Below are 12509 nucleotides of genomic sequence, written 5' to 3' on the forward strand. Positions count from 1 at the left end.
AAGGGAAGAGTTTGCTTTTTTCGTTTTATTCTCCGGGAGAGAGGTATTTTCCTATTCTGCCGGAAGGGTGAAGGTAAACGTACTTCCTTTGTCGATCTCTGAGTCGATCCAGATCTTCCCGCCGTGAAGATCTACAAAGTTTCTGACAATATATAACCCAAGACCGGCTCCACCGTACCCGCGGGCTGCAGAAGAATCTGCCTGTGTAAAGGGCATAAATATCTTTTCGTGACTCTCCTTTGAAAGCCCTATTCCATTATCCGAAACCTTGACCTCAAGAACTCCTTCTTTTTTGCAGGCACTGATGATGACCTTTCCTTTTGCTGGAGTAAACTTTATGGCGTTGCTGACCAGGTTGTACAGGATCTGCCTGAATTTTGTAATATCAGCCCGAACATTTCCCACAGAAGGATCTATCTTCAGTTCAACAGTGATCTTCTTAACCGAAGCAGGCGAAAGGAGGCTCATTCTCACTTCCCCTATGAGGCTTGCAACATCCACGTCCTCATATTTGAGGGTCTTTTCACCGGCTTCAAGCCTTGAGATGTCAAGCAAGTTGTTAATAATCTCCAGCAGGCTTTTCCCGCTTATCAGGATATTGTTGACGTACTTTGCTTGTTTTGTATTCATGGGCCCGAAAGCTCCTTCCAGCAGCAGGTCAGAAAAGCCTATTACTGAATTGAGAGGAGTCCGAAGCTCATGGCTCATATTCATTATGAAACTGTTTTTTGCCCTGTTTGTAGCTTCAGCATCATTTTTTGCTTTGAGAAGGGTGATTTCCAGTTCTTTGTGCCCGTTTAAGTTGCATGTATTCACCAGATATTCCCATTTGCCTTTTCTTTTAACGAGAACGCCCTTTTCCTCCACCAGCTCAAGAAGTGCGCTGCCTGACAATTCTTCAAGCGGGAAAGTGCAGAGAAATGTGAGATTTACTCTATTACCCTGACTGATCTCTTCAAGGATCTTTTCTAACCCTTCAAAGCAGGTTTTGAAGGAGCTTCCGGCCCCCATAACACCGATATTCGTTCGGAATCCAGGAAAATCTTCGGAAAGGGCGTTTTCATTCCCCGCCCCCATGAGTTCTTTTACTGCAGATTCAAGCAGGAGGATACTTTCCGAAAGTGTGCCGGTTGGTAAAATCTCTAATTGAGATGAAGTGATGTATTTCCCGACATCCACTCCTGCCTTCTCAAGTTCATTTTTTGCTCTTTCGGCTGAAAGCGAATCCGGGACGGTCCAGAGGCAGTGATCTCCCCTTTCAATCCCTTGTTTAAAATAGGCAACATGTAGTTCTGCCAGTTCTTCGAGATCACGATATACGGCGGAGAGCTGTGAGCTCTGTGGAATGCTTGAAAAAAGTTCGGGGTATTTGTCAGTATTTTTTGTCAGAATCTTTCCCCCTCCATGTGTTTACAATAGTGCATCTTTCAGCGCACAGTCAAGGTTTGAATGGGGCATGAAGCAGAGGCGGTGGAGGTATAAATGATAACATTCAGCACTCAAAATCTAGTTTAAAGTGTTTAGAAAATGTTTATAAAATGATCAAAATGATATTTATTTATCTTTTATTTCTTTTTAACTTTCAGTATTTCATACATATGCTTATATTTCTTATCATATAACATCAGCATATATAAGAAATGTGCTAATTTGTAATGTTTGGAAGTTTGTTCTGTTTTTAACGCCTGTGTTACATGAGTACCTTAGAGCAGAGTACCCATCGAAACCCCTATTTCTTCCAACAATGATTTATTATATATTTGTACATTAATATTTACAGGGGAATATTGTACATTAATATTTACGGGGATATATTGTACATTAATATTTACAGGGGAATATTGTACATTAATATCTGCTGGGTTTTGTAGAAATTGATCCTCAATGGACTGCCTGAGGGCTGAAGACCCTTAATCTCCCCATACCTGTCGAAAAGAGGATTCAGAGCTTAAGAAGCCCGGAACTCTAAAATGGGAGGATGTATGCTGAAGGTAAGGCAAGCTATCGGTATATCTCTTGGGAGCATAGCGAGTGCAAAGCTCCGCTCAGGCCTGACTACCCTTGGCATTATCATAGGGATTGCTGCGGTGGTGGCGAACGTCTCTCTTGGGGAGAGCTTCAATGTTTTTTTTGAAGAGGAGATAAATGCCCAGGGTTCCAATTTTATTATTATTTACAGCCAGGAACCTAACCTTTTTTACAACAATGAGCTTCAAATAATCAAAAAAACTCCCGGCATCAGCGGGGTTTCTCCCATAAAACAGCAGCTTGGGGTGGTAACCTCCTTCTCCCAGAAAAAAAATATAGACATCGCGGGAGTAACTGGAGACTATGAGGATACTGCCAATATCATTATGGAAAGCGGCAGTTTCATAAGTGACCAGGACGCGTTTTCTGCAGCAATCGGGTCCAAAGTTGCAAACGAAAAATTTGATAGGAACATATCCACCCGCAGTTCTATAGACATTACCCTGCGTCTTGAAGGGGGCAGGAAGGTGACCCGGAAGTTCAAGGTGAAAGGCATCATTAAAAGCCCTGCTACATCTTTCGTCGGAGGGGGGATCGATAGGGATGTGAGCATCTTTATCCCAGTTTCAACCATCAACCAGATGCTAGAAGAAGATGATTTCTCGGCCTTTTTTGCCATGTCCGACAACATCGAGAAAGTGGTAGAAGTCTCGGACGAGGTGGATAAGCGGCTTGCCCGGAACTTTGGAGTATCTTCAAGGGATATCAACGATGAAGACGCGAAGCCCTACCGGATTTTCAATCAGGCGGATGTCCTTGAGCAAACAAACCAGCTTGCTGATACCCTGAGAAATTTCCTTGTTGCAGTAGCTCTTATCTCCCTGCTTGTGGGCTCGATAGGAATAATGAACATCATGCTTGTAACAGTTACTGAGCGCACCAGGGAAATAGGGATCATGAAGGCACTTGGCTTTTCAAGCACTGATATTCTTCTGCTCTTTCTCATAGAATCCATTATCATCAGCCTCTTCGGAGGTCTCCTTGGAGTAGGAGTGGGAGTAGGAGGGGCTTATGCCGCCACAAACCTCCTTAACCTTCCCTTCCTTTATTCCCCTTACATTTTTGTGGCAGGCCTCATAGTTGCTATAGTTGTGGGCGTTGCCGCAGGGGTTTATCCCGCAAGCAAGGCCGCAAAATTGGTTCCTGTAGATGCTTTGAGGCATGAATAAACGACTAACAGGTGTGCTATTGTTCACACCAGCCCATCGTGTTTCCTGCTTGCAAACTTCCTTTTTTGTACCTCTGTCCCACTGAATCGTTTTCAATTCCTTTTTCCCCTAACCACCGGGTTCCATTTCAAAATCTCGCAGGGCATTTATATTTCGATGAATTATATATCTATCAAGATATCGCTCAAAACCGGAATACTAATTACATCCCTGGAGAATTTCAATTTACTTAACCTCTGAGGAGGATGAAAGGATGGAAATCGGAGAGAAGAAAGCCATCGGAGCCAGGAGTTTTCTTTATCCTATGCCCACTACCCTCGTGGGTGCCGATGTGAAAGGAAAGCCAAACTACCTGACAATTGCTTTTTGCGGAATTGTTCAGGCAAGTCCCCCTATGATCGCAGTTACCCTGGGAAAAATGCACTATACAAATGAAGGAATCAGGGAAAACGATTGCTTCAGCGTGAATATTCCTTCCAGATACATAGTTGAAGCTACAGACTACTGTGGCATAGTTTCCGGGAAAAAGGTAGACAAATCAGGTATCTTCAAAACTTTCTACGGAAAGCTCGAAAAAGCTCCAATGATCCGGGAATGCCCTGTAAACCTTGAATGTCGGCTCGTGGAAACCCTTGACTTCGGCGGGAATAACGAGGTTTTCATCGGGGAGATTGTGGAAAGTTATGCAGAAGAACGGTATCTCTGTAATGGAGTTCCTGATATAGAAAAGATTGAACCCATTGTTTTTTCAATGTACGACAATAACTACTGGGGAATCGGAAAGCATCTGGGAAAAGCATGGTGCGTGGGAAAAAAGTTTAGTGAAAACATTAATGAGGACAGAAACGAAACTGGTAGGTCGAAAGAAGGATCTCTTTACGGGTGCAGATAAAGGATTTTGAAAACGATTTAAGGATTCGGGGAATTCGAAGGATTCGGAGGATTCGGGGGATTCAAAGGATTCGGAAGATTCTGAGCCGGAGAAGAGACGGCTCATCAGTTTTAATTTAATGGAGAGTAACAGGGGGTTGTTATATGAAAGTAACAGTGTTCAGCGGGAGCCATAAAGGTAGAGAAGGAAATACGCTCATCATGGTTGAGGAATTTCTGAAAGGAGCAGAAGAAGCCGGGGCAGAAACTGAAAATATAATCCTTGCCGAGAAGGATATCAGGCACTGTAGGGGGAAATTTGAGTGCTGGCTCAAGACACCCGGACGGTGTACCATTCGCGATGATATGGATGATTTGTTTCCCAGATTTATGGCTTCGGATATCGTAGTCTTTGCATGCCCCGTATATTTTGATAATGTCCCTTCCATAATGAAAAAATTCATAGATAGACTTACTCCTGCCCTTTTGCCCCACTTTGAAGAGGATGCAATGGGGGAATACAGGCACTCTAAGCGTTACGAGAAGTATCCGAAATTCGTTGTGATTTCGAATGCAGGGCTGCCCGGACAAACAAATTTTGAGGTCGAACGCCTTTATTTCAGGCGGCTAGCAAGAACTTTTCACACAGAACTGATTGCAGAAATCTACAGGGGAGAAGGGGAAATATTCAGGGGCAAAAACAATATCATTCTAAAACCGCTGATAGGAAAATACAAAAAGCTGCTCATCTCCGCCGGAAAAGAGGTTATTGAAAATCAGGAACTTTCTGAGAAAACAGTTAAAGATCTTGAGAAACAAATCGTACCTCCGAGCCTGTACATAAAATTCGGAAACGATGAGTGGGACAAACTTCGAGAAGAATATAAAAAAAAGAAGGCATAAATATAATGTGTTTTTATCTGCCCCAATTTTTAAGACAATCTGAAGAAGAAGAACTCAATTGGCAGACAATCTGAAGAAGAGGAACTCAATTGGCAGACAATCTGAAGAAGAGGAACTCAATTGGAAATGCCGAAATAAAATAAGAAAAAGAGTCTTGAGCAGACTCTTAAATTACTGGCTTTCTAAGTTGCCTTCAATGAGGTCTTCCAGGCTGTGCTCCATGTAAGGGGCATTGCTCCTATTGATCAGTTCCCGGGAGACTTCAATCGACTTTCCATCCATTACAAGGGCTCCGTTTTCGATTAATACCGCCCTGTGGGCAACTTCCCGGACAAAGTCCATGTGATGGCTCACGAGTACAATAGTCGTGCCGAAGCGTTCATTGATCCTTTTTAATGAATTTGTCACGTCCCTGAGGGTTACAGGGTCGAGGTCTCCGAAAGGTTCGTCAAGCATAAGGTATTCGGGAGAGGTTGCAAGGCTCAGGGCAATAAACGCCCTGACATGTTCTCCCCCGCTTATCTGGTAAGGAGTTTTGTCAAGGACTTCCATTGGCAGATCAAGGGCTTCGAATACCGGCTTTGCATAGGTATCGACATCAGTTATCGGAATTGTGGGGAAGAGTTCAAAGTAAACCGTGTCATTGAGGTTCAGCTCCCTGAGTGCGGTAGTCTTTTCCTCTTCAGGCATATCGGGCAGGCGGTAGATAGTATCCAGAGTCTCATCCGAAAGTCCCATTTCCCTGGCTTTATTTCTCGCATATTCAATTGCACCCTGTTTTTTCATGCTCAGCCTGAAGCGGATCTGTTCCCTTACAGTGGAGTTTACGGACATTGAGAACTCCTGGTTCATAACGCTCATGATCCGCCGGAGTTCCATGCGCTTCTCACTATACTCGGTAACATCCACCCAGTCCCCGCTGCATAAATACTCGACAGACCCGCTTTTTGGCTTGACCAGCCCTTCCATTAATTTCATAATGGTTGTCTTTCCGGCTCCTGACGGACCGATAAATGCCAGAATCTCTCCCCCATAAACATCCAGAGAGAAGTCTTTGATATTGAGGACTTCCCCCATCCTGATAAGAGAATAGCGTTTTGAAATATTCCTTACTTTTATGCAGGCTTCCTTATTCCCGGGCTCTGGGAGCTCTTTCCTGGGTTTCAGGTCTCTAAGGAAGTTTTTAAGAACCCAGGTAGGTTCTCCATCAGCTGCGATTTTTCCGTTTTCGAGGAATATAAGCCTGTCTGCAAGATAGGCGTGGATTTCAGGAAGATGGGAGACCACTATAATCGGGATATTCAGTTTCTCTTTCAGGCCCTTTATCACATCAAGGACTTCCTGCTTTGTATCAGGTCCCGTCATTGTTACAGGCTCGTCCAGGAGAAGGACTTTGGGCTTTGCAGCAAGCTGTCTTGCCATTACAACTCTTTGCTTTTCCCCTCCGCTGAGGAGATTGGTAGAGTGAAGGGCTTTGTGTTCCAGGCCCACAAGTTTCATGTACTCCATCGCCTCGGCAAAGAGATCGTCATAAACTTCAGTCTCGTTGTGCGGAAGGGCTTCATGCCCTATTCGGAGGTAATTCAGTTTCCTTATGATGTTTTCTATTGCAGGACCGTTCCAGAGTCCAAAATTTCGCTGGAGGTGGATCGCGGTAACGCTTTTCAGGAAATTTACTCCTTCAATCCCTGAATCATGGCTCACAGTTTCCCCATCAACTTCCACAGTTCCTTCATCGAAGGGCTCAACTCCCCGGATAATGCGGAGCAGGGTCGATTTCCCGCTTCCGCTTCGACCTGTAATTCCGAGAATCTCTCCGTCCTTCACCGTGAGGTCGATATGGTCCAATACTCTTATTTTGTCGGAACGTACCTCATAATCCTTTACCAGATTGGAAATCCTGATCATAATCATACCTCTTAGTGTTTATTGCAAGTTAAAGGGTCCTCCGGAGTTCTGCAGACTTTGTATTCGCTGCACGAAGAGTTGTCTGCTCTGAACATGCCTTCTTCGGACCCTATCATATTAATAGAACATTTTGTGTTAACAGGAGAATGATACTAAAATAGGAGTGAGATATTACCTTTAAAACTATTTATTACAATCGGCTGCCTGTAAATTGATGCTGTTACAGATTCCAGAAAGTTAAGCATTAGGATAGTTTCTAAGTATAAAAACGGTTTCAGAAATAAAAAGTTTCGGTATAAGTAAGGGTTACATTATAAGTGAAGTCCTGTAATGCAGCAGGTATCCCAGTGTGTATAGACAACTTTTGAGCAGGCAACTTTCAGAGCAGTTTTAATACCTTTTTAGGAGAGTTCAGGCATTCTCTGGAGCTAAAAAATAATTTCAGCCTGAAGCTTCACAGGCTGGTTTCTCCACCGACGATATTGAAATCCTTGTAAAAGAATAAATCAAATTTAGAGCCCTGCTCTTTCAACCAGGAGATCTGCTACGTGTTTTGCATCTTTGAATGGAAAGTCCTTTTCAGTAATCAGGCTTCTCGCCTCTGCTGCCGTGACTTCAGTGCCGCCTATCATGCATGTGGTGTCCAGCCCCTCGGGCAAAGCAGCAATTAATTCCTCCAGCGTGTTTATTGGAAATTTTGCATCTGTAAGGATTTCCAGAATCTGTTCATGGACTTCTTCTCTTACGTCCAGATTATTCCTCCTATTTTGTCCTTTCTTCTGCTGGTTCTGGCCTTTATTCAGAGACCAGGCCCCCGGTTTTTATTGGCAGGTCATCGCTATTATACTTAATCTGCACCGTGACTGAACTGCCGAATACTATTTCATTCACTCAGCCGGAGAGAGCAGGAAGTCGAGACAGCTAAAGCTCTCTAAAAACGAAACTCAAAAAAGTAAAAAGTAAATAGTAAAATAATAAAATGAATCTTTTTGATTGCCGAAAAGCAGGCAGCAAACCCGTGAGAACTTTTATAAGAGTTCAGGTTTTGATGGCAGATACAATCTCAGCCACCTTTGCAGTTACGTCCTTTACTTCTTCAACAATCGTGCCGGTGACAATCATGTCCGCACCTGCAGAAGCACAGAGCTTTGCGGTTTTTGCGTCTCTGATCCCGCCGCCAACAATAAGTTTGTTTTCTCCGAGTACGTGTTTGACAGCCCCTATCATTTCGGGGTTTATAGGCGTATCGGCTCCGGATCCTGCTTCCAGGTAGGTATAGTGCATGCCAAGATATTTGCCTGCAAGGGCATAGACCGCAGCAATTTCAGGTTTCTTCCTGGGGATCAGTTTTGCGTCCCCTACCCAACCAACAGTGCCTCCGGGTTCGACCACAAGGTATGCCATGGAGATTGGCTCAATCTGGCTTCTGTATACAAGCGGAGCTCCAAGCACCTGGTTTGTAATCACATACCCTAAGTCTCTGGAATTCAGGAGGCTCATGAAAAATACGGCATCTGCATACCTGCTGAGCCCTGCTGAACTTCCCGGGAAAAGGATGGTGGGGACATTTACCTTTTCTTTAATCTTTATTACAGTTTCATCTAATAGGGTTCCCGACGCTCCGGTTGAGCCCCCTATCAGGATGGCATCTGTGCCTCCTTCAACTGCTGCAAGAGCAATTTCGGCGGCTCGTTCGGGCGTCTGGGACGCCGGGTCGATAAGGGTAAGATGAACTTTTCCGTCCTGTTCAATAATTTTCTGGAGGTGTGCTTCCACCTGCAAAAAAGATCATGCTCCCTTGGATTCCTTAGATTTCACGCGAAGAGCACCGTAGCCGCATTTTCTGCAGCGGGTTGCCTTTACAGCGTTTCTGGCATTACACTTCATGCAGATTTTTTTGTTTAATAATCTATCTTCTGCTTCTGGAAAACGAGCCATTTTTGTCACCTGCTATTATTTTTTATTATTGATACGGTAGATAGCCCGCTTAAAGGATGTTAAGGCATATAATGTTTTTCATTAAAAAATTACGCTACCTGCTGAATTTGCAACCCTTTCTTTTCGCCTATTCTCTTCTCATTCACATGCCCCGATTTTGTTCGATCCTGCAGACTCAAAGTTTATTTATTGGTTCTGTTGTTTATTCCGTACTCTGCAAGCTGAAGTTAACGGCTGCGGAACAGTAATGATACTAGAATTATTGACATCAGTGGTATTGTTAATATTTGCAGTTCCGGCAGTAACTGAAATATTAGACTACCGGTTAGCAGGTTTATATGATATTTGTGAAGTGAATATTGAAACTCCATACTGCCAGGAATTATTTAGGCTAAGGATAATTTAGGCTAAGGATAATTTAGCCTAAAGGATAATTTAGTTTAAGGTTATTCAGGAAAAAATACTAAAATTCAGACTATTAAAAAACTAAGAACAATTAAGGCTTAAAGTAGATCCGGGATTAAATAAAATTCCCGATTCCAGTAAGGTGATTGATGTGGCTATTCATCCTATAGAATACCGGTACGGTACAGCAGAAATGAAATACGTATGGAGTCAGGAAAACAGACTTGCTAGGATCTTACAGACCGAGGCAGCCCTTGCCCGGGCAGAAGCGGATATGGGACTTATCCCCGCAGAAGCGGCTGAGGTCATCTCCGAATGCATTACCTCTGTAAAAGCTGAAAGAGTTGACGAAATCGAAGCCGAGATTCACCACGACATGATGGCGGTTGTTGTTGCGATTTCCGAGCAGTGCAGAGACGATGCAGGAAAGTGGGTCCATTTCGGAGCTACTTCAAACGACATCCTTGACACAGCAACAGCTCTCCAGATAAAGGACGCAATCGATATACTGGAAGATAAACTCAAAATCCTGCTCAGGGTTCTGGTAAACCAGGCAGAAGCCCACAAGAACACGGTTTGCTGCGGAAGGACACATGGACAGATCGGCGTTCCCACAACATATGGGCTCCGTTTTGCAATCTGGGCTTCCGAGATTTCAAGGCAGCTGGACCGCTTATACGAGCTGACTCCGAGAGCTACCGTAGGGCAGATGACCGGAGCTGTCGGGACTCAGGCAGCTTTTGGAAAATCCGGAATCCTGATCCAAAAACTTACAATGCAGCACCTCGGAATCGGGGCTGTGGATGTATCAAACCAGATAATCCAGAGGGACAGGCATGCCGAGTTTGTTATGTGGATGGCAAATACTGTTACGACTCTGGACAAGATCGGCATAGAAATCAGGACTCTTCAGCGCAGTGAAATCGCCGAGATTGAGGAGAGCTTCGGGAAAAAGCAGGTCGGTTCATCTACCATGCCTCACAAGCGCAACCCCATAAAGTCCGAGCAGATCTGCGGGCTTGCACGGATCGTAAGAGCAATGGTTGAGCCTGAACTTCTTAACAATACCCTCTGGGACGAAAGGGACCTTACAAATTCTTCCTGTGAACGGGTTGTCTTCCCGGAAGCCTGTGTACTTACGGACCATATCATTAAACTTGGGATCAGTGTGCTTGAGAATCTCAGGTTCTATCCAGAAAATATCCGCAGGAACCTGGATCTGCTAAGAGGCCTGAATATGGGCGAAGCTGTAATGATAGAACTTGCAAAAAGAGGTGTAGGCAGGCAGGAAGCCCATGAACTTGTCCGGAATGCAGCTATGGAAGCCCATGATACAGGCCAGCATTTCAAACAGGTACTTCTGGATACTCCTGCTGTTTCAAGGTACCTGAGTGTAGGAGATATTGAGAACCTCGTAAACCCTGATAAGTATATAGGAACAGCAGTGGAACAGGTCGAAGCGCTCGTTGTAAAACTTCGTGAAGCTTATTCCCTCTGACCTCTTCCTTTCCTTTTTCCTTTTATTTCCTTTTTCCTTTTATTTCCTTTTTCCTTATATTTCCCTTTTTTATCCATCTATAAAAGAACATGTTTGTGTACTGAGGTTTATTGTCTGTGTTTTCCTTCTGGAATCTGTATTTATCAGGCACCTACTTCTACAAACAAGTGACTTCTCCAGCGAATAAATTTGCAGGCATCTACGATATCACAACCGATGCTATACCGCCATGGAGCAATTATGATTCTTGTCTCGCAACACTGTTCAAAGTTTCACATGCAGGACTTCCCTACAGAATCTCATACTTAGATTTAAGAGCAAAGTCTAACTGACATACTTGAGCCTATTATGCTGCTGGAAAAAACGACAATATGACATAGGATGAGGAAAAAGAAGAAAAATATCACAACATACCGAAATAAATACAGTTGACGGCTGTATCCCGCCATTGAAATGACGGAGATTAGCCTTCAACGCTCCTAAATACCCGGTATAATTATAGATAGAGTTAAATATAAATATTTATATCTGAGAAACTCTATTATTAATAGAAGACGTTATCAAAAGTTTCATTCAAATTGGGTGATTGAGGCATCTAAAAAATAGGCGTTGCGTAACTTAAAAATCTATTTGGGCTAGATGTGGTAGATGATTTACTGTGTGAAAGTGGATTAGATGCCTCATTAACTCCTATGTAGAGGTTATTTATAAAATTTGTGCTAGTTTTACCCCTGACTCTTCCTAAATAATTCATTCTCCCCTTCACCCTTTTCAGCGTCTTTCCAATATTATTCAGCAAGACTGCATATCATTTAAAATCTCAGCCTTTACAGGTATCATTCAAAGTATAGGTAAAGCGTAGATGTTCTTTCTATCGGGCTTATTTCCGATCTATTTTCGATTAAAATCTCTACATGTCAGGATTTATACTCATTCAGCTTTAGAATATAGAATTTTTTGCCTCAAAAAACAAAGCTACAACCCAATATAATTATAAAAACTAAACCCTGATGAGTATAGTAGAGAAAATAGATACAGTATTCACGAATAATGAGTCGTACTCCTGATGCCCTGACCTGAATGCACCGAAATAAAAAGAGAAATATTTTGTGTAGAGATATTAAAGCTTTTGAATTATCAGGAGCTTTAATGCTTTATTCTGTACAATATTCTGTACAAAATACACTTATTCTGCTAGATGAGATCGCAAATCAGATTAGTATTTTAAACATTGAATATAAAAGGTTATATATGATGATTTTCTATCCCAGTTAGCTTTGCGTTATTTGGGTAATGAGGCATCTAAAAAACTGCGTTGCGTAACTTAAAAACCTAATTGGGCTAGATGTGGTAGATGATTTATGGTGTGAAAGTGGATTAGATGCCTCAATAATTCGTTATGATGAGGTTATTTATATAATTTGTGTTCATTGTGTACACAACCGCCCAAAACTCCTTTTTTGTAAAAAGGTTGCTCCTCACTTTTACATTGAATTCACAAAATAGTTCTTTTCACAAACGGGTTCTTCTCACAAACGGGTTCTTTTCACAAACGGGTCCTCTTATTTCTCTTGCTTATTCTGCCCTTTTTGAGGTTCAAATAGTATTTATTTCAGATTGTGTTCTTATTTGTTTACCTGTTTATCCCTAAATATTCAGGTAAATTCTGCTAAGCCATACATAAAGACCAGAGTAATGCTGAACGGTACTTTTAAATATCTTAAGATGGATTCGCCCATCGTCATCACTCGAATTAATTATTGAGTGTGAATTGTATAATAACATTTTTC

Annotated in this window: 9 protein-coding genes; 4 read left to right on the plus strand and 5 right to left on the minus strand. The window is 42.7% G+C overall.

Features of this window, described 5'->3' with window-relative positions; translation table 11 throughout:
* Nucleotides 1-51: 51 nt before the first annotated feature.
* Entirely contained in the window at nucleotides 52-1392 is a 1341-nt protein-coding gene (locus tag EO92_RS00530) for an ATP-binding protein (RefSeq protein WP_369793100.1), read from the minus strand.
* 590 nt (nucleotides 1393-1982) lie between these two features.
* Between EO92_RS00530 and EO92_RS00535 the strand changes: the two genes are divergently transcribed.
* The 3 genes from EO92_RS00535 to EO92_RS00545 all read left to right on the plus strand — a co-directional run bounded on the left by EO92_RS00535 (nucleotide 1983) and on the right by EO92_RS00545 (nucleotide 4970).
* Complete coding sequence (locus EO92_RS00535) at nucleotides 1983-3197, plus strand: ABC transporter permease (protein WP_048168755.1); 1215 nt, start codon at nucleotides 1983-1985, stop codon at nucleotides 3195-3197.
* 253 nt (nucleotides 3198-3450) lie between these two features.
* The gene (locus EO92_RS00540; protein WP_048168690.1) at nucleotides 3451-4089 is read left to right on the plus strand and encodes a flavin reductase family protein; all 639 of its coding nucleotides are present in this window, start codon (nucleotides 3451-3453) and stop codon (nucleotides 4087-4089) included.
* Between the two features lie 143 nt (nucleotides 4090-4232).
* The gene (locus EO92_RS00545; protein ID WP_048168691.1) at nucleotides 4233-4970 is read left to right on the plus strand and encodes a flavodoxin family protein; all 738 of its coding nucleotides are present in this window, start codon (nucleotides 4233-4235) and stop codon (nucleotides 4968-4970) included.
* Between the two features lie 171 nt (nucleotides 4971-5141).
* Here EO92_RS00545 and EO92_RS00550 read toward each other — a convergent pair whose 3' ends face one another.
* The 4 genes from EO92_RS00550 to EO92_RS00565 form a co-directional block, all read right to left on the minus strand.
* A complete protein-coding gene (locus tag EO92_RS00550; RefSeq protein WP_048168756.1) occupies nucleotides 5142-6878 on the minus strand; it encodes an ABC transporter ATP-binding protein in 1737 nt (578 codons plus the stop codon).
* Between the two features lie 512 nt (nucleotides 6879-7390).
* Nucleotides 7391-7681, minus strand: coding sequence for an MTH865 family protein (locus tag EO92_RS00555; RefSeq protein ID WP_369793101.1), 291 nt, complete (start codon nucleotides 7679-7681; stop codon nucleotides 7391-7393).
* A 235-nt stretch (nucleotides 7682-7916) separates the two neighbouring features.
* Nucleotides 7917-8660 carry a geranylgeranylglyceryl/heptaprenylglyceryl phosphate synthase gene (locus EO92_RS00560; RefSeq protein WP_048134019.1) on the minus strand — a complete coding sequence of 248 codons (744 nt, stop codon included), beginning with the start codon at nucleotides 8658-8660 and terminating at the stop codon, nucleotides 7917-7919.
* 6 nt (nucleotides 8661-8666) lie between these two features.
* Nucleotides 8667-8816, minus strand: a complete 150-nt coding sequence (locus tag EO92_RS00565; protein WP_048168693.1) for a 50S ribosomal protein L40e — start codon at nucleotides 8814-8816, stop codon at nucleotides 8667-8669.
* Between the two features lie 556 nt (nucleotides 8817-9372).
* On the opposite strand from EO92_RS00565, the gene purB reads away from it, so the two are divergent.
* The gene (gene purB / locus EO92_RS00570) at nucleotides 9373-10719 is read left to right on the plus strand and encodes an adenylosuccinate lyase (protein ID WP_048168757.1); all 1347 of its coding nucleotides are present in this window, start codon (nucleotides 9373-9375) and stop codon (nucleotides 10717-10719) included.
* Nucleotides 10720-12509: the final 1790 nt, after the last annotated feature.

This window comes from Methanosarcina sp. 2.H.A.1B.4 (assembly GCF_000979385.1).
GTDB lineage: Archaea > Halobacteriota > Methanosarcinia > Methanosarcinales > Methanosarcinaceae > Methanosarcina.